Source organism: Achromobacter seleniivolatilans (assembly GCF_030864005.1).
GTDB classification, from domain to species: domain Bacteria; phylum Pseudomonadota; class Gammaproteobacteria; order Burkholderiales; family Burkholderiaceae_B; genus Achromobacter; species Achromobacter seleniivolatilans.
Map to the genome: position 1 here is coordinate 6,007,619 of NZ_CP132976.1, position 26,851 is coordinate 6,034,469.

Here is a 26,851-nt window from a genome sequence, read left to right on the forward strand (position 1 = left end):
GCTGATGTTGCCTTACGCTGCAAATGCAGCGGAACCTGCCGCAGCCCCGATGTACGCCGAAGTAAATTTCGACTCCAGGTTCCTGTTTGGAGCCCCTATGGACCTGTCGCGGTTCAGCCAAGGCAACGCGGTACTGCCTGGCGTTTACGCCGCCGATATCAGAGTTAACGGCCAGCGTGTAGGCCGGTTTGATGTGCAATTTCAAACGGTGGATGCAACGGGCAGAACCGAGCCTTGCTTCACCCGCCGTGAGTTGGAGACTTTAGGCATAGACTCTGCGCGCGCACAAGCTGCTAGCGTGGGAGGTCTGCCCCAGACGCCCGCCGAGTCAACTGGCGAATCGGGCGAATGCCTGGCGCTCAGTGTGGCCGTGCCCGGTTCACGGGCCTATATGGACCTGGGTGACCTGGTGCTGGACCTGAGCGTGCCGCAGGCATTCATGTATGCGCGCGCCCGCGGCTGGGTCGATCCCGCGCGTTGGGATAACGGCGCTACGGTGGGCTTGCTGGACTACAGCCTGAACGCGTATTCCAGCCGTCCTAACCACGGTGCCAGCGATTTCAGTAATATGTATCTCGGGTTGACGTCAGGGGTGAATCTAGGCCCATGGCGTTTGCGCCAGCGGTCCACCAAGAGCTGGTCAAACCGTGGGAATTCCAGCTGGAACAGCTTGGAAACGTATGCGCAACGCGGCATCGAACCGTGGCGCAGCCAGCTTGTGCTGGGCGATAGCTATACCAGCGGTGAGCTCTTTGACACGACCAGCTTGCGCGGCGTCCGAGTGTTCAGCGATGACCGGATGCTGCCGGACTCAATGCGCAGCTACGCGCCTGTTGTGCGCGGCATCGCCGACACAAACGCTGTCGTCACAGTGCGGCAAGGCGGACGTGTGCTGCATGAGGAAAACGTCTCTGCTGGACCGTTCGAACTCTCGGACTTGCCGGCTTCGGGTTATGGCGGCGACCTGGAAGTCACCGTCCAAGAGGCAGATGGGCGTCAAAGCACTTTCAGCGTACCGTTTGCGTCGGTGCCGCTGCTGTTGCGGGAAGGCTTGCAGCGCTATAGCTTAGGCATAGGCAAATATCGCAATTCAGAGTTCGATAGTGAACCTTTGATGTTCGAAGGCACCTATCAGTACGGCTTGACCGATGCGGTGACGGCGTACGCGGGCAGTCAGGCCTCGGAAGGGTATACCTCGCTGATGCTCGGCTCTGCTATCAACACACCCGTGGGCGCGTTCTCGCTGGACGTGACAGGCGCACGCACCCAGGTCTCGGGCTCAACCAGCACGGGCTTAAGCACGCGGGTGAACTACGCCAACATGCTGTCTGACACGGGCACCCGGTTTTCCATGGCGGGGTATCGCTACTCCACCTCCAACTTCTACTCGCTGCGTGACGCGCTCTTTGCGCGCGCGGGAAGCGACGAATCTTCTCGAACTTGGTACGACTATAGGGTCAGGGAACGATTCCAGATCAACGTATCGCAGCCCGTCGGTGATCGGGGTAATGTGTTCATCACCGGCAGCCGCCAAAACTATTGGCGCGCCGACTCCGGTAGCGATCTGCAATTTCAGGTTGGTTACAGCAGCAGCTTCCGCACTGTGGGCTACTCCATCTACGCGCAGCGCATACGCAGCGGCGAATCGGCAACGCTGAGTAATCAGGTGATGTTGACGCTGTCGATTCCGCTGGGACGAAGTTCTACGGATACGGGGCCACGCTTCAACAGTCTTAGCAGCACGATTACCCGCTCGTCCAATGGTGACCACGTCGTGCAGGCATCGGCTAGTGGCACCGGCGGTACCGACGTGCCGGTTTCGTTCGGGCTGACTGCGTCGACGGCGCAGACCGGTGGCTCGAGTTCCAGTACCAACACGTTGGGCGGCTACGGCTCCTATCGCGCGCCTTTTGGTACCTATACGGCGAACGCGTCAGTGGGTAATCAGATGCAGCAGGCTTCGGTAGGGGTTCGCGGTGCGTTGGTGGCACACGCTGGTGGCGTGACGGCCGGGCCATCGCTCGGACGCGCGGCAGCGTTGGTGCAAGCCAAGGGCGCCACGGGTGCGCGATTGATCAACGGCCAGGGGGCCGAGATTGATGGCAATGGCTACGCGCTGGTGCCGGCTTTGACGCCGTACCGGGTCAACAGTGTGATGCTGGACCCCGCCAAGCTCGGTATGGATGTGGAATTGGGCAGTACGTCCGAGGAAGTTGTACCTACGCTGGATTCCATCGTGCTCGTGGAATTGCGCACGACCCAAGGCAGGCCCGTGCTGTTGCGTCTGCGCCGTGACGGCGCCGAGGCGGTGCCTTTGGGGGCAAACGTATTTCAGGAAGAGGGCCAAAAGGCGCTGGGCACGGTGGGTCAGGCCGGAACCGCGCTGCTGCGCGGGATGGCGGAACAGGGGGCTGTGCGAGTCCGCTGGGGCGAAGGGGCAGACCAGCAGTGCCGGGCTGCTTATCGACTTCCGACTGAAACAGCCGAAAAACGGCCGGCAGACAGGTCAGGAATCGTCCGGCTACAGGTAGAGTGCCGGCCTCTCGAGCCGATAGCCCAAGCCGTTCCAGAGAAGGCGAGTGACCATGAAATGTAAAGCGCTTAGGCTGTTCTCGAGGTCGTCCACCGTCGCTTTGCTGGCGGCCGCGACGCTGGTGCCAGGTGGCGCATTTGCCTCGACAGCGGATGTTCATATCACGTTCGCGGGACGCTACGTTCCGTTGAGCTGCAACGTGCAAGCCGGCAGCGAAGCCATTACGGTGGAGTTGCCGACCGTTGCGGCCCGGTCCCTGGCTTCGCCCGGCGATGTGGCTGGAGCCACTCGCTTTGAGATTCCGATCGAGTGCGAGGGCACAATCGGGACCGTGCGAGCCTACTTCCAGGCCGGAGTCACTGTTGACGCAAATGGACGCCTGATTCCACAGGATGCCTCGCCTGGCGTTGCGGCTCAGGGAGTGCGGGTCGAGTTGCTGAATGAATCAGGCAGCGTGATCCGGGTGGGCGACAAGACCAGCGTAACCCCCATCAGTGCCGATGGCAGCGAGGGCATCCTGCAATTGGTGTACTTCGCCCGTTATTACGGCACGGGCGGCGCCACGGCGGGCGTGGTGAACACCTACGTCAACTATGTGCTTGATATCCCATGACGGAATTCATGGGGTCCGGCGCTGATCCGGATCTGTTCACCTACACGCCCTTGCTGGACGACACGTTGCTTCATCTGGCTGTGCTTGAACAGAACGCCGACATGGGGCCAATGCACGCGTGGCGCGCACGTTGCGTGGCGTTGCTGGCAGGGTTTGACGATGATCTGCTGAGTTTGGCGGTGACGCCCGCGCAAGCGAGAAGCCTGCGCCTTTCCCACGCTGTGCTGCTGGACGAGGCCACGTTGGCCTCGTGTTCGGCGCAGATGCGTAAAGAGTGGGAAGACGCGTCCCTGTGCCAGGTCGAATTGGGTGAGCCGGGCGCGGTGCAGGAAGTGCTGGCTGACATTGACGTTGTTGCTTCGGAATCCCGGGTTGGGGCGGGCTGGCTGCACTGGTATGTGCGACTGTTTGCAGCGGGTTTGCTGCGCCGCCGCTCCGATACGGCGTGGCGTTGCCGCCGGTTGAGCGATCGATTGCGCCTGATGTGGCCGGCGGCAGATGAGGTGATTGACAGTGAGTGAACTGATGCAAAAACGAGGCGTCGCCACGGTCATCGTGGCGGGCCCCGCGGGCGCCCATCTGTTCGGCAGGCCCGATGAATCCGCCACGCAAGACCTGCTGCAAAAGCGTTGGGGCGGAAGTGCGGCTTGGGTGCTTGCCGCAGAGCCCGAAGACTTGGTGCGCATGCTTCGCGAAGCTTCGCACGATGGCGCGCCGTGCGCGGTGGTATTGCCGCTGGTTCCGACGGGCGGTGACGACATGGCAATGCGCCGCGAATGGCGCGAGTGGCGCAAAGCTATTGCACGCTGTTCGGTGCAGGGCAATGCGCCGGTGCCGGCCTATCTGGCCGTGTACGCGTGCCTGGGTCCGGCCGGCGAGCATCCCGTCAAGCTTAGAAGCCGGATTTCTACCGGTAATCATCCAGAGAGCCGCATCAACTTGCGGCACGCCATGCAGACACTGCGCATGAGCGCGGCGCGGCGCTTGCCCGGGCCGGACATGTTGCGTGAGCGCCTGGCGCTGTCAGTGCTGGATTGGTCGGCCGAGGCGGCGTTGCTGGCTTCGATGGAAGAAATCGCCAGCACACCGCCCTTGTTCCTGGGCGGCGTGTTTCTGGTGGATGCGGGCACAACGCTGCCCAATATGTCCGCATGGTTGCGTTGGCTTGCGGCCCGGACTGGGCTGAATCCAATGCTGCCGCGACCGGTAGGCGGCGCGCTGCCGCTGCCGCCATTGAGTTTTGACGCCAAGCGTCCGCACGCTGCCTGGACGGAACGCGCGGCAGAGAAACCGCGTACGCCGCGATGGCGCGGCGCCGGCGTAGCGGCAAGCGTGTTGACGCTTGTGCTGGCAACCGTATTCCTGCTTGGCGTTCCCTATTTGCGGGTCAAGCAGGATATCGATCGGTTCACGGAAGATCTGCGCGTCTACGAATCTGTTCCTCAAGATCGCATGTTCGACAAGTGCGCCGCGCTGATTCAGGTGCGCAATGATCACGATGATCTGGGGACCCGCTTGGGTCAAGGCGGCCCCAAGTCATGGTTACACCACCAGGCGGGCGGAGAAAGCACCTGGAAGAGCTTGTCGGAGGCGATCTCGGCATACCGGCCGCCGCAGACGGCTTTGCGCCTGGACAGCATGGCGGTATTTGAAAGCGGCAACGCGAGCTTGGTGCGTGCGACGGCTATTCGGTTGCTTGAGCCCGTTGCGCAGTTGTTGCGCGCCAACCCGGACCTGCTTGTGCAGGTGGTTGGCCACACCGATGCAACGGGCACGGCGGAGCAAAACGATGCACTGTCACTGGCTCGTGCGCAAGCCGTACGCGATGAACTGATTGCCATGAGCGGCGCGCAACCGGGCCGCTTCTATGTGGTGGGCCGAGGCTCGGCACAACCCAGCGAAGACAACGCCACAGCGGCTGGACGGGCGCTGAATCGTCGTGTGGAGATCACCTTGACGGCGCCTCCTTCGAGCGGCTTTGCATGTGGCGCTTTCACTCCGGACGCCGTGCCTGCCGAGTGAATTTGTGTCAGCAGCACCTATTTCGAAAAAAATTGTGATTTCCACACACAACTCTTCGGAACTAGGACAGCGCTGATTCCAGCCGGCGCGCGGCTTGCCTAAGCTTCGAGCGTATTGGGATTGTTCGTGCTTGCCACATGAGCGCGACGTCCCGAAGGCGGGCAGGGCGCACGTCAACGAGCGCCTGGTTCCGACTTTCGTACACACCTCAGATAGCGTCGGAGTAAACATGGCGATTTCCAATAGTTCACAGAAGTTCATCGCGCGTAATCGCGCGCCCCGAGTTCAGATTGAGTATGACGTTGAGATCTACGGGTCCGAGCGCAAAGTCGAGCTTCCCTTTGTCATGGGTGTGCTTGCAGATCTGTCTGGCAAACCGATTGAGGCATTGCCGGCTGTAGGCGAGCGCAAGTTCCTGAGCATCGATATCGACAACTTCGACGAGCGCATGAAAGCGATTCAGCCGCGCGTGGCATTCGCCGCGCCGAACACCCTGACGGGTGATGGCCAGATCATGGTCGATATCACGTTTGAAAGCATGGATGACTTTTCCCCGGCCGCGATCGCTCGCAAGGTTGAGCCGCTGTCCAAGCTGCTGGAAGCCAGAACGCAATTGGCCAACCTGCAGACCTACATGGACGGCAAAGCTGGCGCCGAAACCCTGATCAATCAGGTGTTGAGCGACCCCACTCTGCTTCAGACCCTGGCTAAAGAACCCAAGCCCAAGCCTGCCGTGAAGGCAGAAGAGACGGCGGCTGAGTAAGACGCCGCTGCGACGCAAATCAGATACTGAAAGAGAGAGAAATGGCTGTCAAGGAAAAGTCCGTACAGAATATCGTCGCGCAACCAGAGGAGTTGCAGTCAGATTTCAACAACCTACTGGCGCGCGAGTTCAAGCCCAAGACCGATCAGGCGCGTGCGGCCGTCGAACGTGCCGTGCAAACGCTGGCCGAGCAGGCGCTGACGAATGTCGCGCGCGTGTCGGACGACGCTTACAAGAGCATCGCGGCGATCATTGGTGAAATCGACAGAAAGCTGTCCGAGCAGATCAACCTGATCTTGCATCATCCGGAATTCCAGCAACTGGAAAGCGCCTGGCGTGGTTTGCATCACCTCGTCAACAACACTGAGACCGACGAAAAGCTGAAGATCCGTTTCATGGATCTGTCCAAAGAGGAACTGCGCCGCACGATGAAGCGGCACAAGGGCCTGGCATGGGATCAAAGCCCGGTCTTCAAGCAAGTCTATGAAGAAGAATACGGTCAGCTGGGCGGCGAGCCTTACGGTTGCCTGGTGGCGGACTATTACTTCGACCACACACCGCACGATGTGGATCTGCTGGCTTCGATCGCCAAGGTGGCCGCGGCTTCGCACGCACCCTTCATCGGTGGCGCGGCGCCTTCGGTACTGCAAATGGATTCGTGGCAAGAACTCGCCAATCCGCGCGATCTGACCAAGATCTTCACGCAGAACCTTGAATACGCTCCGTGGAATGCGCTGCGCAATTCGGAAGATGCCCGCTACATCGGTCTGGCGATGCCGCGCTTCTTGTCGCGTCTGCCTTACGGCGCCAAGACCAACCCGGTCGATGAATTCGATTTCGAAGAGTCGACTGACGGTTCCGATCACCGCAAGTACGTGTGGTCCAACGCCGCGTATGCGATGGCAGTCAACATCAACCGCTCCTTCAAGGAATACGGCTGGTGCACGCTGATCCGCGGTGTGGAAAGCGGCGGTGTGGTTGAAAACCTGCCTTGCCATACGTTCCCGACGGACGACGGCGGCGTGGACATGAAGTGCCCGACCGAGATCGCGATTTCCGATCGCCGCGAGGCCGAGTTGTCGAAGGCTGGGTTCATTCCGCTGATCCACCGCAAGAGCACCAACTACGCGGCCTTCATCGGCGCCCAGTCGCTGCAAAAGCCTGCTGAGTACTACGACGCCGACGCAACGGCCAACGCCAATCTGTCGGCACGTTTGCCCTACCTGTTCGCCTGCTCGCGTTTCGCGCACTACCTGAAGTGCATCGTGCGCGACAAAATCGGTTCGTTCAAGGAACGCGACGAAATGCAGTCGTGGTTGAACGAATGGGTGATGAATTACGTCGATGCCGATCCCGCCAACAGCTCGCAAGAAACCAAGGCGCGTCGTCCCTTGGCTGCGGCTGAAGTCGTGGTTGAGGATGTTGAAGGCAACCCCGGTTACTACCAAGCCAAGTTCTTCCTGCGCCCGCACTTCCAGCTGGAAGGCCTGACGGTGTCGCTGCGCCTGGTCGCCAAGCTGCCGTCCGTCAAGGCGGCGGCTTAAGCAGCCGGTCGTTATAGCAAGTTGAGTGTGGCGGATTTTCCGCCGGAGCAGTTGGCTGGAATGCTCTTGAATCTAATCCGGCCATTTTCGAAACAATACATGGTGTAAAGGATTTCTAATGGCACACGATATTTTCCTCAAGATCGACGGCATCGAAGGCGAGGCAGAAGACTCGACTCACAAGAATGAAATCGAAGTGCTGAGCTGGTCGTGGAGCGTGTCGCAACAGTCCAACATGCATATGGGCTCGGGCGGCGGCACCGGCAAGGCTACCGTTGATGATCTGTCGTTTGAACACTTCATCGATCGCGCAACCCCCAACCTGGTTCAGTACTGCCTGTTGGGCAAGCACATCAAGCAAGCGCAACTGGTCGTGCGCAAGTCCGGCGGCAGCCCGCTGGAATACCTGAAGCTGACGATGAACGACGTTCTGGTTACCCGCGTCAGCCCCGAAGGCGTGTCGACCGACGAATCGCGTCCCCGTGAACGCGTCAGCCTGTCGTTCACCAGCATGAAGCAGGAATACATCATCCAGAACGCCCAGGGCGGCAGCGGCGGTGCCGTGACGGCCACGTTCGACATCAAGAAAAACGCGGCCTAAGCCTAGCGGGTTTCCTGAAATCAGGACAGATGGCGCTGCGACAGTGCAGCGCCATCTGTCCTCTTCGTACTGTATTGCGCGTTGCGAGACGCTCTGCCTGTCGCAGAGCAGGTGGCGGCGTGCGTTGATCCTATGAATAAAACCGACATTTACCGTTTTCTGCTAGGCCGTATGCGGTCATCGTGCATGCTGGCATTTTTGCTGTTTGCGATGATGCTGTCTGCTTGCGCCAGTAAGAAAGAGTCGCCGGAGAAGACGGTGAATCTGGACATCGTGATCGAGGCCGACGCGAGCGTGAACGCTGACGCTCAAGGGCGTCCGGCGCCCATTCAAGTCCGAGTCTTTGAATTGAAGTCCAGATCGGTGTTTGAAGACGCTGATTTCTTTTCGCTTCAGGGCAAGCCGCGCCAAGTGCTGGGCGCTGATCTCGCTGATGCTGATGACTTGTTGCTGCGGCCTTCTGATGTCAAGAACATCAAGCGCCGCGCCGACGACAAGACGGTGGCGATAGGCGTGATCGCGGGTTATCGCGATCTTGGGCGCAGCGTGTGGCGTGCCACCTATGTGATGCCTGCCAAGCAGGCCCAGGGCTGGTTCAGCTCATCCAACCAGACTGTGCGCGTACGAATAAAAGTCGGCGCCGACACCGTGTCTGTTACCGAGGCGGATTGAAGAAAATGAGTCTATACAGCAAAGTTGTATGGAGCGAGGGGCTATTCCTCATTCCGCAGTTGTTCCAGCAGCAAGAACGATATCTAGAATTTTTTGCGCACAAGCGCGCGGCGCCTGCGGGTCCCTTTTTCTGGGGGTATTCGCGGTACGAGATCGACCACGAGTCGCTATCGTTCGGAAAGGTTGCCTTGCAAAAAGGGTCGGGCGTGTTTCCCGATGGCACGCCCTTTGACATTCCTGCGCATAATCTTCCGCCAGCGCCGCTGACGGTGTTGCCGGAACACTTGAACCAGTTGATCTATCTGGCGGTGCCGTTGCGCCTGCCGGACGTGGACGAGACCGTGTTCGAGCATGATTCCGGCTCGATGGCGCGCTATGTGGCGTTTGACAAGGAAATGGCCGATAGCAACGCAATCGGCCAAGGCCCCAAGGCGGTGCAACTCGCGCATTTGCAATTGCGCCTGCTGCCCGAGAAAGAGTTGACGCAGTCGTGGATCGGCGTGGCGCTGGGCCGTGTGAAGTCGATTCTCTCGGATGGTTCCGTGACATTGCATGATGGCGACTTCATTCCGCCGGTCAGCGCCTGCGCGGCCAATCCGCTGTTGGTGCAGTGGGGGCAGCAGTTGCAAGGCCTGGTCAAGCTACGCGCCGATGCGCTGGCCGGCCGTTTGTCTAGCGGACAGGGCAATGTGACGTCAGCTGCGGAAGTGTCGGATTATCTGCTGTTGCAGATTCTGAATCGATATGACCCGCTGCTTGACCATATCTGTAGGGTCGGTGAAACCCCGCCTGAAACTTTGTACACGACGCTGGCGATGCTGGCGGGCGATCTGGCCACGTATGTCAGGCCGCAATCGCGGCGTCCGCCGCCCGCGCCTGGCTATGACCACGCGCAGCTGTACCGCAGTATTCAGCCCCTGGTTGCTGAGGTCCACAGCCTGTTGAACCAAGTGTTGGTGCGCAGTGCCCAGCCGATCGCGCTGGTGGAACAGGCCCACGGTATTCGGACCGCCACGTTGATGCCGTCCGAGCTGCAAGGCTACGCCAACCTGGTGTTGGCGGTCAGTGCCCAGATGACACCGGATCAGTTGCTTCAACAGTTCGTGTCGCAGACAAAGATCTCGCATCCGCACCGCTTGCCTGAGTTGATCCGTTCGCACTTGCCTGGCGTGACGCTTTCCCCGCTGCCCGTGCCGCCGCGTCAGATTCCTTTTGCGGCAGGCAATGTGTATTTCGAGCTGAACCGAACCGGGCCGCTGTGGGACCAGATTGCGCGTCAGGGCGGACTGGCCCTGCATATCGCTGGGCATTTTCCCGAACTGAAACTTGAACTGTGGGGAGTTCGAAGCCGATGAATGCGCCCGGTTTTGATGCAAGAACGTTCGACCTGTTGACGGCCACGGCCCCCGGCCTGCCTGCACGTTCGCTATCCGAGCCGCCGAGGGCGGTGGAGATTGCACTGGACGACGAAGGCACGGCTGCGGATCTGGCGATTCGTCTTGAAGAAGTGCGCGTGGCGCACAACCCGCTGCTGGAGGCCGCTGGGCCTTTGCTGCGTTTGCTGGCGTCGATGCCCGAAAACCTGCCAGATCAAACTGCAATTATGGCTTTGCGCCAATTGCTGATGCGTGAGATCGGGCAATTTCAGAATCTCTGCGACAAGGCGGGCGTGGCGTGGAAGCAAGTCGCCGTGGCGCGGTACTGCTTGTGTACCGCGCTGGACGAAGCTGCCAACCGCAGTGTCTGGGGCGCGGGCGGCGTGTGGGCGGCGCAAGGTCTGCTGATCGCTTTTGAAGGTGAAGTCGACGGCGGCGAGAAGTTCTTCCTGCTGATTGGCCGGATGGCCAGTGATCCCGAGGAGTACGCCGGGACGCTCGAAGTGCTTTATCACATTCTGGGTTTGGGCTTTGAAGGCCGCTATAGCGTGGTGGCCGATGGCCACCGCCATCTGGAACAGATTCGTCAGCGCCTGTCGGCGCTTGTGGCGCGTGCGCGTGATGCTGCCACGAACGAGCTTTCCGTGAATTGGCGTGGCGAAGGTCCCGTCGTAAACAACGCTCGGCGCATTGTTCCGGGTTGGTTGAGCGCGGCCATAGCGCTATTGGTGTGCGCAAGTGTATTTGCCTACTTGCTGGATAACGTGGGTTCGCAACGCGACACGCTGGCGTACCGAATTTTGCAGGTTGGCCTGGAAGCGCAGCCTGAGCCGGCCGCCGCTGCCTTGGTGGCAGGCGTGGCAGGGCAAGCGCCGCAAGTATCCCGGTTGCGTTTGACCGAACTGCTGAAAGAAGAAATCGCGCGCGGTTTGGTGAAGTTGCGTGAAGAACCCAAGCGGACCTTGGTGACCTTCCCGGGCGACACGATGTTCGTTTCAGGGCGCGCTGACGTGTACGCCCCGATGGTTGCTGTGTTGGAGCGCGTGGCGGACGAGGTCAAGCGCGTGGACGGCAAGGTGGAAGTGGTGGGCTACACCGACAACCAACCGATCCGTACCCGGCAGTTTCCGGACAACCAGGCGCTGTCGCAAAAGCGTGCGGAGTTCGTTCGCGATGTGTTCCTCAAGCGTGGTCTGACGCCTGAGCAGGCCGTCGCCGCGGGCCGTGGTGAATTCAGTCCGCTGGGCGACAACGCTACGCCGGAAGGCCGTGCGCAGAACCGCCGCGTTGAACTGTACGTAACGTCGTATTGACGTGTGCGCCGCCTGGCGCGCAATGGATGATCAAACAATGAAACGATTGCTGGGCTTTCTATTTTCTTGGCGCTTTATTGCCGTCGTGGTCCTGGTCCTGCTTGCGGCGATGGTCTGGATGGTCGGGCCGATGGTCGACCTGGGCGGCCTGCGGCCGATGGATGCCGTCCTGGTTCGCGTGGTGGTGATCTGCCTGCTGCTTGCCGCGCTTGGCTTCTGGCTGATGGGCTGGCCGCTGTGGATCGTGTCGGTTGCCGCTATTTGCGCGCTGGTCTGGTTTGGCGGCCCCATGGCCGCCATCGGCGACCTGCGGCCTTTGGCAGAAGTGGGTGTTCGCGTTGGCGTGATTTCGGTCATCGTTCTGTTGACGGCCATATATGGCGTCTACCGGCTCTTCCAGCTGTTGCGCACTGACGAGGCCTTGTTGCGCCGCATCCTTACGCCCAAGAGCGAGACGGTAGACGCGGATGCGTCGTCCGAAGTGCGCGCCGTGGGGCTGGTGGTGTCGAAAGCGGTCGGTCAGCTCAAGCGTCTGCGCGGAGCGCCGCAAGGCTGGCGCCGCCTGCTGGAGAGCAAGCGGTACTTGTATGACCTTCCCTGGTACATGATCATCGGTACGCCGGGCGCAGGTAAGACCACTGCCATTCTGAATTCAGGCCTGGATTTTCCCTTGGCCGAACAGATGGGCGTGGCCAGTCTGCCTGGGGCGGGCGGCACGGCGAACTGCGATTGGTGGTTCACCAACGAAGCGGTGATGATCGACACGGCTGGCCGGTATAGCGACCAGAACGAGCAAGGCAATAACGACGCCGCGCAGGTAAATGCGGCCGAATGGCACGGGTTTCTTGGCGCCTTGCGCAAGCACCGCACGCAAGCGCCGATCAACGGCGTCATTCTGGCCGTGAGCGTGGCGGAATTGCTGGAGCATCCGGGCGATACCGGTGTGCTCGCCTCGATTCTGCGTGCTCGCTTGGCAGATCTGCGCCATGCCTTGGGCATCCGTTTCCCGGTCTATGTGCTTGTGACCAAGCTGGATCTGCTGCCCGGCTTTGACGAGTATTTCCAAGCGATGACGGCCGAAGGCCGTTCGCAGGTGTGGGGCTTTACGCTTGACTACGCTCGCAAGGAATCCAATGCGCAGCCGATTGACCTGCGTGCTCGCTTCAATGATGAATTCGCTCTGCTGGCGCGGCGCCTGGAAGATGGTCTGAATGCGCGCCTGGTAGAGGAATACGGCTTGGCGCGCCGTAAGCGCTTGTACCCCTTGCCGCAAGAGTTTCGCAGTTTGGCAGTCCAGCTGACCGATCTGCTGTCGAAGGTATTTCTGGATTCGCGTTATGACGACGTGCAGATCCAGCGCATGCTGCGCGGCGTCTATCTGACCAGCGCGCAACAGGCCGAGACGGTGGTGCACGCGGATCAGAACTCGCTGTTCGAACGCCTGCGCCGCACACTGCGCAGGCTTTATGGCGGGGAAGATGTCGCGATATCGTCGGGCGGACGCGAAGCGGCGCTGTTGGCGCATCGCAGCTATTTCCTGCGCAATCTGTTCAAGCAGGTGATGATTCCCGAATCGCACTTGGTGCAGCCCAATCGCAAATGGATTCTGACGCGGGGCGCGGTGCGCTGGGGCGTGCATCTGGCGTCGGCGGCATTGGTGGTTTGGCTGGTGAGCGGGATGATGACCAGCCGCGCCAACAACGATCACTATCTGGCGGCGGTCGGCGAGAAGACCGCCGGGCTTACGCAGCGTGCTCAGCAGGTTTCGGTAGGTGTGTTGGATTCCGATGGGGTGCGTCTGCTGACGGAGTCGGCCACGCTTGCGCAGGTTGACGGGCTGGATCTGGACGAGCCGCCGATGGACTATCGGTATGGCTTGTACGCAGCGCCGCCCGTGGATTCCGCTGCCCAGGCGACCTATGCGCGGATGTTGCGTAAGCATCTGCTGCCTGCGGTCGAGCAAACGCTAGAGGGGGTGCTGACCAAGCAGATAGCGAGCAAGGATGCCGAAGGCCTGTACGTCACGCTGGGCTTGTATCTGTCGTTGTTCGACACCCGGTATTTCGAGCCAGACGTTCTGGTCCCTTGGGTCGAGCAGCAATGGGCGCGCAGCCGTCGTGACAGCGAACGCGAGAAATCGCAATTGGCTGTGCATCTGCGCTCGTTGTTCGCGACGGCATACGAAGCGGGACCAGAAACCGAGTTGAATGCGGGCTTGGTCGAGCAAGCTCGGGCGTTGCTGCAAGAACGCCCGGACGCCACGCGCATGTACGACCGTGCGATCCGTTCGATGGAAGCCACCGCGCCGCAGCGGTTTACGCTGCAACAGGCGCTGGGCTCGGGCGATGCTGCACTGTTTACCGACCACGCAGCAGGCGTCGATGCAGGCGTGCCGGGAATTTTCACCTACAACGGATACCGCGACGTATTCCGCAAGCGGATTGGCGGGTTCATCAATTCCGTATGGGCCCGTGAAAACTGGATGTTGGGACGCAAGTCCGAGGACGCAACGGCGCTGGCCAGTGTTCAAGATTCCAGGCGTGATTGGGTCGACAAGGAACGGATCGAACGCGAAGTCTATACGCTCTACCTGCGCAACTATGCTGCGAACTGGGAGCGCTACATCAACCAGATCCGGCTTGTGTCGGCGTCGGAATCGGGTGAAGGGCCTTTGGCGGTGAATGTTGCGACGCTACGCGCGTTGGCGGCAGCGGATTCGCCTTTGGCGCGGCTGGGTTTTGCGCTGGCGCGGCAGACGACGCTGTCTTACGACCCTGATGCCGACAGCCCGGCAGCTGCCGCAGCGGCAAAGCTGGCGCTGGAATCGGCTCAACGCCGATCGTCGACGGTGATGCGTGCAGCCGATGCGCTGGGCAAGATCGAGGTGGATTTTGACCAGGACAAGCTGACCGAAGAACTCGTGGACAAGCGTTTCTCGGCTTTGCGTGAGGTGGTCACGGGGTCGCCGACTCCTGGCCGTATTGATCCGGTCAAGCCTGGCGCGCAGATGCAACAGGTGCAGCAAATGGTCAACGACCAGTACACGCAGCTGGCCGTGGCGAGCAGTGCGCTGGCTTCGTCCAGCATGCCGCCTGCGCAAGAGTCCAGCCCGATGCTGTTCCTGACGGCCGAGACGCTGCCCGCGCCATTCAAGCGCATTCTTGCCGGTCTGTCGCAACGCGCCGCCAATCAGCTGGGCCGCGAGACAGGGATTCTGTTGTCTGAACAGGTCAACTCCGCCGTGGGCGGTATTTGCCGCACGGCGATTTCCGGAAAGTTCCCGTTTGCCGATTCGGATCAGGAAGTGGACCCGGACGACTTCGTGCAGCTGTTTGCTGCAGGCGGCCTGTTCGATTCAACCTTCGAGCGATCGCTTGCGAGCTACGTCGACACCGGAGCAAGCCCGTGGCGCTACAAGCCGGCGAGCCCGGGCATGCGCCCCATTCAGGGTCCGGATTTGCAGCCGTTTGAGCGGGCCGCGGAAATACGCAGGGCGTTCTTTGACGGCACCAATGCCAAGGGTTTGAGCTACCGCTTGACGGGCCGTATTGTTTCCGTCGACCCGTCCATTACCGAGCTGTTGCTGGATGTGGACGGTGACAGCCTGCGCTATATGCACGGTCCGATTTCACCCTTCTCGTTCGCTTGGCCGGGACCGCGCAGCGGCAGCTATCTTGAGCTTGCTGCCCGGCCCCGAGTGACGGCTGAGTCGTCGTCGATACATCTGTCTGGTCCGTGGGCGCCTATGCGCTTATTGCAGCAGGGCCATGTCACGGCCACGGCCTCGTCCGGCAGGGCGCTGGTGGACTTTGATTTCGATGGCCGCCATGCCGTGCTGGAGATTGGCGGCGGACGTAAAGGGAACTTCCTGACCGGGTCCCTGTTGCGAGGCTTTCGCTGTCCGGGAGGTTCGTCGTGAACCTTCCACACCCGTGCTACTGGGGCAAGCTTCCTGCCTATGGCGACTTTGTGCGCCATGGCGCATCCAGCGACGTGCAGCAAGCATGGCGGCACTGGTTGCAGGGCCCATTTCAAGATGCCAGACAGGCTTCGCGGTTGAAGGGCGGTTATGCCATGCCGTGGAGTTTCATTCTGACGCCGGGCTGCCTGGGGTTTTCGCGCGACCGTTATGTGGCGGGCGTGTATGCGCCATCGCATGACAAGTTTGGCCGCGAGCATCCTTTCTTGATGTGGTTCCAACTGCCTGCGGCCACCGTGTCGGCACTGTTGAGTACGCACGACAACGCCTTGTTCTGCTTGTCGCGGCTGGTGCGTGGCCACCTTTCGGCGCCGGCCTCCCCGGCCGCGCGGGGATCGGGGTTGGTCGACCAGATCAACCGGCTTTGGCGCGCAGGCGGCGCCGGAGTGTGGGGCGCGCTGCGGCGGCGCAAAGAAGCGCAGGACTTCACCGTAGCGCGAACTTGGGCTGATGGCTGGCCTTCCGATACCAAAGCAGACGGCTTGGCGGGCGTGCCCTATGCGCCATGGCGGAACTGGCCTTCTATCGTGTTCGGGGACCCGGGCCAGGCGTGGTATTGGCAGCAGGATGTGCAAGCAGGGTATGTAAGTTTTTTATCGGTAACGGCCGCTGATCCGGCCGATCTCGCCAGAGGAAGTCAATGATGGCCAACGAGAGTACTCCTGTTTTGAATCAAGCCCGCACGGTGCAAATCCGCGGCGCGGGCCTGCCGGCCGGGATGGGGCAGCAGCCCATGCTGCGCTTGCAGTCGCTGGATGGCCAGGAGCGTATGGGTGAGCTCTTCACCTATGAAGTATTCCTGCGTACGCCGAATGACACGCAGGTGCCATTGCCGGTGTCTGCAAACATCGATCTGAAAGAGATGATCGGCAAAGAGCTGACGGTGTCAGTGCAGCTCTCTGATAACAGCCCGCGGGAAATCACCGGTTTGGTGGTCAAGGCTGGGTTTGTGCGCCAAGAGGGTGACTACAACCTGTATCGCGTGTTGATGCGCCCGTGGTTGTGGCTGGCAACGCAAACGACTGACTTCAAGATCTTCCAGGATCAAAGCGTTGTCGAAATCATCGACCACGTATTGAAGGACTATCCGTACCCTGTGGAAAAGCGGCTGGACATCGAGAAATACGCGATTCAGCCGGAAAGCGATACCAACGAGCCGCGCAATTTCCAGGTGCAATACGGCGAAACGGACTTCGACTTCATTCAACGCTTGATGGAAGAATGGGGTATTTACTGGTTTTTCGAACACACGGAAGGCGCGCACCGTCTGGTGCTGTGTGATCACGTGGGCGCTCACCGTCCGCCGGACAGCCCGGCCTATCAGCAAGTCGCAATGCACGCCCAGGGCGGGCATTTTGACGTTGATGTGTTCCGCCAGTTTGGCGTTGACGAGCGGCTGTTTCCGGGCCGGGTCGTGGTCGATGACTTTGACTTCACGCGTCCCCGCATGTTGTTGGCGACATCCAGCCATCAACCCCGCGATACGAGCTGGAGCGAAGGCGAAATCTTTGAATGGCCCGGTGACTACACTGACTCCAAACATGGCGCCTTGATCAGCCGGGTGCGGATGGAAGAACGCCGCGCGCGCGGCGTGCGTTCGCGCGGTTTTGGTAATGTGCGCGGGCTGGCAGCCGGACAGACGTTTGAGCTGACCGGGCACCTGTACGACCGGGCCAATCGCGAGTACCTGGTGTTGGCCTCGCATCTGTCGCTGGCCGAGATTCCTGAAGAATCCGGCAGCGGTGTGATCTATGAATGCGTCAACGAAATGGAAGTGCAGCCTACGGACGAAGTGTTCCGTATGCCGCGCCAGACGCCCAAGCCCGTGGTCAGCGGCCCGCAGTCCGGGCTTGTGGTCGGCCCGAAAGGCAAAGAGGTCTGGACGGACGAGTTCGGCCGGGTAAAGGTACGCTTTCTGTGGGACCGCTACGCGCGTAACGATGCTTCCGACTCGTGTTGGGTGCGTGTGAACCAGGCCTGGGCCGGCGCGAATTTCGGGGGGATGTATATCCCCCGTATCGGCCAGGAAGTGGTTATCAGTTTCATGAACGGCGATCCCGATCGTCCGATCATTCTGGGTGGCTTGTACAACAGTGTCACCCGTCCGCCTTGGGATCTGCCTGCCGAAGCCACCAAGAGCGGCATCAAGACGCGCAGCTTGGAAGGCGGCAGGGAAAACTACAACGGCATCCGCTTTGAAGATAAGCGGGGCGCCGAAGAATTCTACGTGCAGGCCGAACGCAACATGGTGCGCCTGACCAAGGGCGCCGAGCTGCACAACGTTTCGCTGACCTACGGCCAAGTGGTGGGCTTGACTCACTCGACGGCCGTCGGCGGCATGCTGAGCAGCATGGTTGGCGGCGCCGCGTCCTACAACGTGGGCGGCGCGATGTCGACCCAGGTTGGGGGGATTTGCGGGCTGAATGTGGGCGGCGCTTATGCCGTCAACGTGGGCGCCATGGCCAACCTCAACGTGGGCGCAGCGTACGCGCTGAATGCAGGAGCCGCTATTGCGATTACCTGCGGCAAAGCCTCTATCAATATGATGGCGGATGGCTCGATCACGATTGCTGGCACGTCGATCAAAATGACGGGTACGCAAGAGGTCATCGTGCAAGGTACGCCTTTGCTGCTGAACCCTGGAGTCCAGGCGAAGGGCTTCGGTTTTGGTCTTGCCGCCGTCGTGCCGCCGCTGTTCGTACCGACGATTGGTATTCCGGACGGCGGTGGCGGAGATGGGGGCGTACGGCCTACTGATCCGCCGCCGCCAGGACCGACGCCGCCGGAGCCGACGCCGCCTGAACCGACGCCGCCTGAACCGACGCCGCCTGAGCCGACGCCGCCGGAACCGACGCCGCCGGAACCGACGCCGCCGGAACCGACACCGCCAGAACCGACGCCGCCAGAACCGACGCCGCCAGAACCGACGCCGCCGGAGCCGACGCCGCCTGAGCCGACGCCGCCTGAGCCGACGCCGCCAGAACCGACGCCGCCTGAGCCGACGCCGCCGATCCCGACGCCGCCTGAACCGACGCCGCCGGAACCGACGCCGCCTGAACCGACGCCGCCTGAACCGACGCCGCCTGAACCGACGCCGCCGGAACCGACGCCGCCGGAACCGACGCCGCCAGAACCGACGCCGCCAGAACCGACGCCGCCAGAACCGACGCCGCCAGAACCGACGCCGCCGGAACCGACGCCGCCAGAGCCGACGCCGCCAGAGCCGACGCCGCCTGAACCGACGCCGCCGGAGCCGACGCCGCCGGAGCCGACGCCGCCTGAACCGACGCCGCCAGAGCCGACGCCGCCTGAACCGACGCCGCCTGAACCGACGCCGCCAGAGCCGACGCCGCCTGAACCGACGCCGCCGGAGCCGACGCCGCCAGAACCGACGCCGCCGGAGCCGACGCCGCCGGAACCGACGCCGCCAGAACCGACGCCGCCGGAACCGACGCCGCCTGAACCGACGCCGCCTGAACCGACGCCGCCTGAACCGACGCCGCCTGAACCGACGCCGCCTGAACCGACGCCGCCGGAGCCGACGCCGCCAGAACCGACGCCGCCAGAACCGACGCCGCCGGAGCCGACGCCGCCGGAACCGACGCCGCCAGAACCGACGCCGCCTGAACCGACGCCGCCTGAACCGACGCCGCCGGAACCGACGCCGCCGGAACCGACGCCGCCAGAACCGACGCCGCCGGAACCGACGCCGCCGGAACCGACGCCGCCGGAACCGACGCCGCCAGAACCGACGCCGCCAGAACCGACGCCGCCTGAACCGACGCCGCCTGAGCCGACGCCGCCGGAACCGACGCCGCCAGAACCGACGCCGCCAGAACCGACGCCGCCGGAACCGACGCCGCCGGAACCGACGCCGCCGGAGCCGACGCCGCCGGAGCCGACGCCGCCAGAGCCGACGCCGCCTGAACCGACGCCGCCGGAGCCGACGCCGCCAGAGCCGACGCCGCCGGAGCCGACGCCGCCAGAACCGACGCCGCCGGAGCCGACGCCGCCAGAACCGACGCCGCCTGAACCGACGCCGCCTGAGCCGACGCCGCCGGAGCCGACGCCGCCTGAGCCGACGCCGCCGGAGCCGACGCCGCCGGAGCCGACGCCGCCGGAGCCGACGCCGCCGGAGCCGACGCCGCCGGAGCCGACGCCGCCTGAACCGACGCCGCCAGCGCCGACGCCACCGGCGCCAACGCCTGAGCCACCGACTCCAACTGAGTCGGAACTCTGAGTGTTGCTTAAGTAACCCGCCGGACGGCTTATGCCGTCCGGCTGTTTCCAGGAGAGAACAATGGCAATTTTTCCTGCAGTGCGCATGGGCGACAAGATCGCTCACGGCGGCAGCATCTTGACCGGGTCACCGGACGTATTCATCAACGATTTACCGGCTGCCTTCAAAGGCGCTTCCGCAGTCTGCTGTGGACTTCATATCTCTGCGCAAGTGGTCGCGGTGGGAGCGCCGCTGGTCTATATCAACGGCTTGAACGCAGCACATATGGCGTGTTGTTCGTCTTGTGGATCGCCGGCAGCGACGGCATCCCCTGATGTGTTTATTGGCGAATGAGCGATAAAGAATGACGGCGATTGGCGGACTTGCGGGACGCTTGACCGCGTTTCCCGGTGAACGGATTGAAAAGTTGAACCTGGCTCCGCCGCATGGCTGGTGGCGGAGAAGCGAGGCCGGCGTGCTGCTGCGGCGCTTGCCTGCGGCCGCGCTTGCAGGCTTGGGACCGGGTGGCATCGACATCCGTAGCGGCCATTTGCTGCGCGATGCTGAGAAGCAGCGCGACGTGTTACCCGCCGGGCCCATGGCGCCCGGGGTCGCGCGCTTCTACGACAGCCGCATAACGCGGTCGGGAAACTTTGGCCCGGGCTGGCGTGCGCTTTGGGAGATATGCCTGCAAGCGCGTGGCGATACGCTGGCCTATCACGACGAGTGGGGCCGCGTGTTGGTGTTGCCGCGCCCGCAACCGGGGCACCAGGTCATTCTTGTGGCGGAATCACTGACGCTGGCGTGTTTGGAAGACGGCAGTTTTATAGTGGCGGATTTGCAACCAGCCTATCGCCACTTCGGGCCGTTCGACGAGACCGGCACTGCCAGTCTGGCCGAGATTGAATATTTGGATGGCAGCCGTACAACGGTGCGGCGCAACCAAGCAGGAAAATTGCTTGCGCTGGTGAGCCGGACGGAAGCGGGAGTGTGGTTTAGCCTGGACGCGCAAGATCGCATCCAGGCCGTCGCGCGCGGGCCGCAGTCGAGTCCCAGCGCCACCTTTGTTTACGGCGCTGATGGCAGACTTGCCCGCGTCGAACAAGGGCGGGGCAAGGTAGTCCGGCGTTATGGATACCAGGATGGCAAGCTGTCCGAAATCACCGATCGCCACGGAACAAGTTCCATCCGGTGGCGCGGCGCGGGTTCGGCAAGCCAGATTGCGGGGCTGCGCAGCCCGGACGGTCAGATGTGGCTGCTACACCGCGACGAGAGCGCGGGAGCCGTGCGTCTCGAAGGTTCGGATGGTAGTGAACTTCGATGGCGGTTCGACACGAACGGCCGAGTGACCGAATATCAGGATACGACGGGTGCGGTCTACGGCGTGGAATACAGCGCATTGGGACGTCCGGCAGGCGTAGAGACGCCGCTTGGGCGCTACGCCTTTGAATACGATGATTTTGGCCGTATCGCGCAAGAGACGGGGCCTGGGGGCACGTTGCGCCGGGTGAGCTATGCCTACGCCACCCGGCGGCCCATGATGCTGGTACGTGAGAGCGGGCGCCATTGGTTCTGGCTGCGCGACGCCTGTTTGCGCCCTGTGCAGCGGCGTGCGCCGGACGGCGATGTCACCGACTATGCCCATGACCCCGCGACTGCGCCTCAAATGCGCAGTCAGACCCCCGCGGGCGAAATCCGCCACACCTACGATGCACTAGGCCGACTCAGCCTTCGGGAAATGCCCGATGGCGGCATCGCGCGTTACGCATGGACTGCGACCGGGCAATTGCGCGCTAGTGGCGGCACGGGCATGCCGCTGGAGATGCGAGAACAGGATGAAGCAGGCGGCCTGCGTATCACGCGAGGCAGTGGTTCCCGGATGCGTCTCGCGGCTTACAACGATCAGGGTGACCTCCTGTCCCTGGCCAACGCGGCCAACCATAAGCGCTATTGGCACTATGACGCGCTGGGACGGCTGGAAATGTTGATTGACGAAGAGGGCGTCATGACACGCTACTCCCGCGAGCGGCAAGCGCAGGATGTGACTGTGCAAGGTCCGGGCGGCGGCATCCAGCGTTGGGTCAGGGACGCAGGCGGCCGCGCATTAGCGCGGCAGGATGCCGACGGTGTCGTAACGGAGCATCGCTTTGATCGAAATGGACGTGTCACAGATATCGTAGAAGCCGCTGGCGACAGCCGTGTGACGACGGTTCTGAGCTATGACGGCGCTGGCCGTCTGGCGGAGCGCAAGCGAGCCGGCATCCTCTGGAGCTACGAACACGATGCGCAAGGCAGGCTGACAAGCTTGTGCGCTGATGGAGCGGCGGAGTCTTTGGCACCAGGTGCGTTGGCCTTTGCTTATGGCGAGGCCGGACTGGTCGACGCCGAGACGAGCGCGCAGGGTACGTGGATCGTGACGCGTGACGACACGGGTTTTCCGATAAGGTTTCACTTACCTTGCGGGCTGGTATTGATGATGGCTCGCGATGCCAGCCAAAGTCTGACTCATCTGGGTTACTCCTATGGTGGGGAATCCGTTGTACTTGTCTCTCTTCGTCATGACGCCTCTGGCCGGGAGACCCAACGGGTCGGAGCGGGATTGCAACGAGTGATCAATCGCGATGAGGACCACGGGCTGCGGATCGAACACGTGACGCGTTTGTCTGATCCCGGGACCGCCATTGAGAGCCTGGCCCGGCGTGAACGCTGGGACGTTGCTGGCCGTCTGGTCGAAGAAGAAGATGCTCAGGGCCATCGTCTGCACGACTACGACCGGCGCGGGCAACTGGTACGCAGCATTGGCGGGGCCGGCATGCTCTATACAACATGGGACTCAGGCGGAAACATCATCGCGCTGGATAGCGCGGGATGGGCTCCGCCGCGCTCGACCCCGGATCATCGAATCGCTCAGGTCGGCAATATTCAATTGTCATACGACAAATGGGGCCGAGTGGTGCGACGCGACGGTCCATTGGTAAAAGCCCAATACACTTGGGACGCTGCCGGCCGTCTGGCTGTGGCGCAGACCAATGGGGTGCGAGTCAGCTACCTTTACGACGCCGCCGGCCGTCTCGCGGGCCGAAGGGTCGGGACGGAAGAAGAGGGGTTTCCGCACACCTTCTTGTGGGAAGGGCTGCGGCTGCTTCAAGAGACCACGCCTTTCCGGCGAGTTACGTATATTTACGGGCCCGCCCTGCCTGGGTGGCAATCGTTCGCGCCAGTCGCATGCTTGATTCAAAAGCGCGCCAACGTGCAATCCGACTGGTCGGCGCCTGAGCCGCAGCATCTGTTTACTAATGCTGCGGGGCGGGTACGGGCTGTTGTATCGGAGGATGGCCAGAAGATATGGCAGGTGCCGGCTCGGCCATGGGGAGAGCGTCAAGGCATTGCAGCGGAAGAGTCTTCGGCGTTGCCCGGGTTCGCCGGGCAATGGATGGACCCCGATACCCGGCTCTGCTGGAACGGTTTGCGTTTCTATGATCCCTTTACCGGACGCTATTTGAGTCCGAACAGGGATGCGCCACCCGGAGTCAGTCCCTACCGCTATGTAATGGCACCGGCGTCCCAAGCGAATCCGTTGGGACAGGCTGTGATGGGGGAGGGAGTCGCCGCGCGGGCCGGAGTGAATATCCGGATGCTGCCGCCGGTGGAGTGGGCGGGGGCAGAGCGCCCCGCCCCTTGTCTGCCGGGAGTCTAAGCGCCCAGGCTTAAGCCCCGACGCCTTTTTCGAACTGAGTCACGACTTGCGCATCTGCATCCAGCAAGCTGACTTGGTACATGCTGGCGGCGGCTTCGCCCAAATCACTCAGGAATTCCACACGCAGTTCATACATGTCGTCGCGGCAACGTGCTCGCGCGGCTTGGATGTCTTCTATTTCTTCATGCAGCACAGAGCCATCCGCGCGCAAGGCCCGCACGCGGCACTGGACAACGCTTTCACAATGCACGATGTCCAGAGAATCTTTAGGGACGACGATGTGTAGAAAATGAGGACGCCTTAGCGTGCTGTTCCATACTGCGAGATCGGATTTCTGCGCGCCGGCCACAGGCTCAATATGCGCCGATGCTTCGGGTTGGATGGCACGTTCGCGGAAGCAGATGCCCGCATAGGCCTCGTAGTCTTCCAAGCTGCGAACATTGCCAAAACCGTACTCACTGTCTTGCGGGGATGGGACGTGGCTCTCGCCTTGATCCATGCCAAACAAGGCGCGATTGCGCGCCAGCGAGCGCTCGTTTCGAGCCCACCAGACTTCGCTGACAATTCCCGCGTCGCGAGCAGCCCCGTTGTGATCGTCCCAGATCTTGACGCGTCCTTTACGTGCGTATTCATGCCAGGCCAAGCAGCGGTGCGGGTGGTACAAGTCATAGCCGTGGGTGAAGGCGCGCACCGCCAGCGATATCTCTTCGCCATGAAAAAAGTAATCTGGATCGTGGCGGACCTCGCGGGCAAACGAGCCGTCGGCGAAGGTGAAGTGTCCGCTGTAGAAGCGCGCACGCACGGGGGCTTGCAGCGTCTCCCAGTCCGGAAGTGGAAACCCGGTGAAGAGAATAGCGCCTTCGGGAATGAAGCGAAGAAAACGCATGCCGTGCGGTCGAACCGGCGTAGAGCGGTCCACGCCAGGTTCGGACGGCGTGTAGCTAGGCAAATACGCGGTCAACAGCGGCTTCGGGCTGTGGGCCCGAAGTTGTTCCGTCATGCCTATCAGTTGGGTATCCCAGTGCTGAACGAAACGGTGATGTGAATCCAATTGCAGGGTGTAGGCTTCGTCCTGATAATCCTGCTGAATCAGGTTGCGGGCCCAGCAGGCCCCTTTCGACTGTTCATACGGAACGTCGATCAAATCGATGCGAGCCCCCAGATAGTGGAACGTGTGCCGGGTAAATGGCGCTTGCGGCTGCAATTGCCATTGTTCAAAACGGTTAGAAAAAAACATACCGATTTGTTCATCCGGGGCATGTTGCCAGCACACGACGACACGCAGGTTTTCCGGACGCTGCGCGCGCTCGATAAGATCGTGCAAGGTCGGTATGAGTTCGGGGTCGCGATAGCTTGCGATCTGAACAAAGATGCTTTGAGTCATGTCGATAAGAGCGGAATTAGAGAAAAGACAGCGTGACGACTGCCTGGGCATCAATGAGACCTGGCATTGGCGTCAAACTATTAACGCGTAGGACAGTAGCTTCCAGGTTGAAGGTTGCGTTAAACCCAGGCGAGGTCTGGGTCAGCGTGCTGGTGCTGTCCTGGGGCCTTAAAACATTCTGACTGCCGATGTCGCGCAACCGGATCGCCAGATTGGTGGCGCCGCTATTCTTGATGTAGCTAGGTTGATCTGTATCTGGTGTTGCGGTAAGCGAGGCGGAAATGGTGTTGGGCGCAGTGGGGCCGTCGCACGCAACACTAATCGTGACAGGCTTGGTGGGACCCCTAAGTGGAGATACATCCTTAGGACCAAAGGGACCAAAGTCCACAAACATCGCCGAGTCGCTAGCAACCCAGCAGTGGGGCAGGACTCGCAAGGTGACCGGGTCTGCGTTAAACAATACGGTCGTCTGACCGTCACCCCCCGCGACAATCTTTGCGACGGGGCCAAGGGCCACGGTCGACTGACTGAGCATGTCACCTGTCTTGACCAAATCGACCGAAAACGAAGCGCCTGCCACCAGTGAAATAAAAGCGGGCGTTCGGCCACCTACTTGGGTATACGGGTTGATGCTAGGAAACACCACCTGAGAACCACTGGCCCGCGTGTAGATAAAGCGATACCCGACACCCTGAATGCCCGTGGGATAAACGCCGGAGGGTTCCCCCGCATCTCCTGATGCCAAGTCGTATCGGATCGTGCCGGCCATGTCCTCGCAGGCAACGATATAGGAGCCTGCTTCAGTGGGAGTCATCCCGGTGACAATGGTCTCCCCGACAGCCAGGCCAGGATCGACGTCGATGATGGCCTGGCCAAAAGAGACCTGACGTTCAGAATAGGGCACAAGCGGGCCGGCAGACAGGTTCTGATCAACCCATTCAGTTGTGTCGGTATCGAGGTTGATCTTCCGGCATTCGGCCATCGCCGTTTGCGCTTGAAAAAGCGACGCTGCAAGCAGCGCCGCGTATAGGATTTTCTTCATACGACTAACTCCTGTATTCGTCTTGGCGTAAGCGTTGCAGCGGTTATTCCTGGGGCGCATCCCATTGCTCTAGAAGATCCGGCGGCACCATCCGGTGCAGTTCGGAAAAGCGCCGGCCGACCATGCGCTCGGCCTGCTTGATCAAGACGCTGACAGGGCTGCTGGGTTCGTGGGTTTCAAACCAGAGCCGGGCGATTCGCATGTTTTCCAACATGTCCCAGCGCGTGGTGACTGGCGCGCTGGCGGCGGCCGCCACGCGTGCAGGGGCGGACGTTACGGGCGCCGGCGCACCGGTTGCGGGAGGCGGCGTTTCACCGCTATCGACCGCTACGGGTTCGACGACCTCCACGGGCACGGCGTGCATCGACGCAGGAGCGTCAAACGGTTCCAGCAAGCGCCCAAGCAAATTCAGATCGGGCGCCGTCGAGCCCAGTTGTTCCGCGGCCCAGGCATTGATGCGCGCGAGCGCGGCCGCAGCTGCGGCCAGCGCCATCGCGGCTGGATCGCGCCGGTCGTGCAGGTCGGAGACCAGGCGCAACGCTGACTCAGGGGCGATCGTGTCTTTGCCGCGGGTCTTCGCCAGCGCGCGTTCAATATCGCGAATCTGCAACGCCGTACCCATGCTCTTGGGCAAGGCAATGTCGCGCACGTCGGCGACCAAGCCATCGGGGTCTGCCAGCGCGCTAAGCACATTGGCGACAATCAGCGGATCGTGCTCGCCGTCCAGCAATGGCACGGGGTTGAGCGCATCGGGGTACGTGCGCAGCATGGCGTCAATCAATGCCAGGGCTGCGCGCAGGCCGGCAGCGCCGGCCTGACGAGCTCGGCAGCGAGCCAGTATCACCAGCAGGCGCAGATCCTTGCTGCGCGCAAGCAACGCGCGGCAATCGCGTTCCGCTTCGCTCCAGTTGATGGGCGTGGCGGCGTCGACGAAGTCACCGTATTGCGCATCGCCGCGTGTGGCGACGTTGGCTTGCAGCACGACAAAGTCCGGGTCGTACTCCAGATCCGGGCCGCAGGCCAGGTCGCCATCCAGCGGTGTCAGCAGGCCCGCTTCCGGGCCCACATCGGTGTCCAGGTGAGTGCTCATTCA

18 protein-coding genes are annotated in these 26,851 nt (G+C 61.9%); 15 read left to right on the plus strand and 3 right to left on the minus strand.

The window, feature by feature from the left end; all coding sequences use genetic code 11:
- The first annotated feature begins 4 nt into the window (after positions 1 to 4).
- The 15 genes from RAS12_RS27135 to RAS12_RS27205 all read left to right on the plus strand — a co-directional run bounded on the left by RAS12_RS27135 (position 5) and on the right by RAS12_RS27205 (position 23,332).
- The gene (locus RAS12_RS27135) at positions 5 to 2,596 is read left to right on the plus strand and encodes a fimbria/pilus outer membrane usher protein (protein WP_371321320.1); all 2,592 of its coding nucleotides are present in this window, start codon (positions 5 to 7) and stop codon (positions 2,594 to 2,596) included.
- Entirely contained in the window at positions 2,586 to 3,146 is a 561-nt protein-coding gene (locus RAS12_RS27140; protein ID WP_306943279.1) for a fimbrial protein, read from the plus strand. Before RAS12_RS27135 ends, RAS12_RS27140 begins: the two co-directional genes overlap by 11 nt.
- Positions 3,143 to 3,667 (plus strand): DotU family type IV/VI secretion system protein, encoded by a 525-nt coding sequence (locus RAS12_RS27145; protein ID WP_306943281.1) that lies wholly within the window; start codon positions 3,143 to 3,145, stop codon positions 3,665 to 3,667. The genes RAS12_RS27140 and RAS12_RS27145 overlap by 4 nt, the downstream gene beginning before the upstream one ends.
- Positions 3,668 to 3,671: 4 nt before the next feature.
- Positions 3,672 to 5,168, plus strand: coding sequence for an OmpA family protein (locus RAS12_RS27150; protein ID WP_306943283.1), 1,497 nt, complete (start codon positions 3,672 to 3,674; stop codon positions 5,166 to 5,168).
- Positions 5,169 to 5,397: 229 nt separating this feature from the next.
- A complete protein-coding gene (gene tssB, locus RAS12_RS27155) occupies positions 5,398 to 5,931 on the plus strand; it encodes a type VI secretion system contractile sheath small subunit (protein WP_306943284.1) in 534 nt (177 codons plus the stop codon).
- A gap of 41 nt (positions 5,932 to 5,972) precedes the next feature.
- Positions 5,973 to 7,475: a type VI secretion system contractile sheath large subunit gene (gene tssC, locus RAS12_RS27160; RefSeq protein ID WP_306943287.1), complete on the plus strand. Its 1,503-nt coding sequence runs from the start codon at positions 5,973 to 5,975 to the stop codon at positions 7,473 to 7,475.
- Between the two features lie 118 nt (positions 7,476 to 7,593).
- Complete coding sequence (locus RAS12_RS27165; RefSeq protein ID WP_306943289.1) at positions 7,594 to 8,076, plus strand: Hcp family type VI secretion system effector; 483 nt, start codon at positions 7,594 to 7,596, stop codon at positions 8,074 to 8,076.
- 132 nt (positions 8,077 to 8,208) lie between these two features.
- Positions 8,209 to 8,748: a type VI secretion system lipoprotein TssJ gene (gene tssJ / locus RAS12_RS27170; protein ID WP_306943291.1), complete on the plus strand. Its 540-nt coding sequence runs from the start codon at positions 8,209 to 8,211 to the stop codon at positions 8,746 to 8,748.
- Between the two features lie 5 nt (positions 8,749 to 8,753).
- Positions 8,754 to 10,103, plus strand: coding sequence for a type VI secretion system baseplate subunit TssK (tssK, locus tag RAS12_RS27175; RefSeq protein ID WP_306943293.1), 1,350 nt, complete (start codon positions 8,754 to 8,756; stop codon positions 10,101 to 10,103).
- Positions 10,100 to 11,437, plus strand: a complete 1,338-nt coding sequence (tssL, locus tag RAS12_RS27180; protein ID WP_306943295.1) for a type VI secretion system protein TssL, long form — start codon at positions 10,100 to 10,102, stop codon at positions 11,435 to 11,437. The genes tssK and tssL overlap by 4 nt, the downstream gene beginning before the upstream one ends.
- 37 nt (positions 11,438 to 11,474) lie before the next feature.
- Positions 11,475 to 15,356, plus strand: coding sequence for a type VI secretion system membrane subunit TssM (gene tssM / locus RAS12_RS27185; RefSeq protein WP_306943297.1), 3,882 nt, complete (start codon positions 11,475 to 11,477; stop codon positions 15,354 to 15,356).
- Positions 15,353 to 16,060 (plus strand): type VI secretion system-associated protein TagF, encoded by a 708-nt coding sequence (tagF, locus tag RAS12_RS27190; protein WP_306943299.1) that lies wholly within the window; start codon positions 15,353 to 15,355, stop codon positions 16,058 to 16,060. The genes tssM and tagF overlap by 4 nt, the downstream gene beginning before the upstream one ends.
- Positions 16,057 to 19,656 carry a type VI secretion system Vgr family protein gene (locus RAS12_RS27195; protein ID WP_306943301.1) on the plus strand — a complete coding sequence of 1,200 codons (3,600 nt, stop codon included), beginning with the start codon at positions 16,057 to 16,059 and terminating at the stop codon, positions 19,654 to 19,656. Before tagF ends, RAS12_RS27195 begins: the two co-directional genes overlap by 4 nt.
- A gap of 60 nt (positions 19,657 to 19,716) precedes the next feature.
- On the plus strand, positions 19,717 to 19,989 hold the full coding sequence (locus RAS12_RS27200; RefSeq protein WP_306943302.1) for a PAAR domain-containing protein: 273 nt from the start codon (positions 19,717 to 19,719) through the stop codon (positions 19,987 to 19,989).
- Between the two features lie 10 nt (positions 19,990 to 19,999).
- Positions 20,000 to 23,332, plus strand: coding sequence for an RHS repeat-associated core domain-containing protein (locus tag RAS12_RS27205; protein ID WP_306943303.1), 3,333 nt, complete (start codon positions 20,000 to 20,002; stop codon positions 23,330 to 23,332).
- Between the two features lie 10 nt (positions 23,333 to 23,342).
- Here the strand turns inward: RAS12_RS27205 and RAS12_RS27210 are convergent, their stop codons facing one another.
- Genes RAS12_RS27210 through RAS12_RS27220 form a run of 3 tightly spaced genes read right to left on the minus strand, consistent with a single transcriptional unit; the run spans position 23,343 to position 26,848 of the window.
- Complete coding sequence (locus RAS12_RS27210; protein ID WP_306943305.1) at positions 23,343 to 24,716, minus strand: GlcNAc-transferase family protein; 1,374 nt, start codon at positions 24,714 to 24,716, stop codon at positions 23,343 to 23,345.
- A 16-nt stretch (positions 24,717 to 24,732) separates the two neighbouring features.
- Positions 24,733 to 25,758, minus strand: coding sequence for a fimbrial protein (locus RAS12_RS27215; protein WP_306943307.1), 1,026 nt, complete (start codon positions 25,756 to 25,758; stop codon positions 24,733 to 24,735).
- 43 nt (positions 25,759 to 25,801) lie between these two features.
- The gene (locus RAS12_RS27220) at positions 25,802 to 26,848 is read right to left on the minus strand and encodes a type VI secretion system protein TssA (RefSeq protein ID WP_306943309.1); all 1,047 of its coding nucleotides are present in this window, start codon (positions 26,846 to 26,848) and stop codon (positions 25,802 to 25,804) included.
- Positions 26,849 to 26,851: the final 3 nt, after the last annotated feature.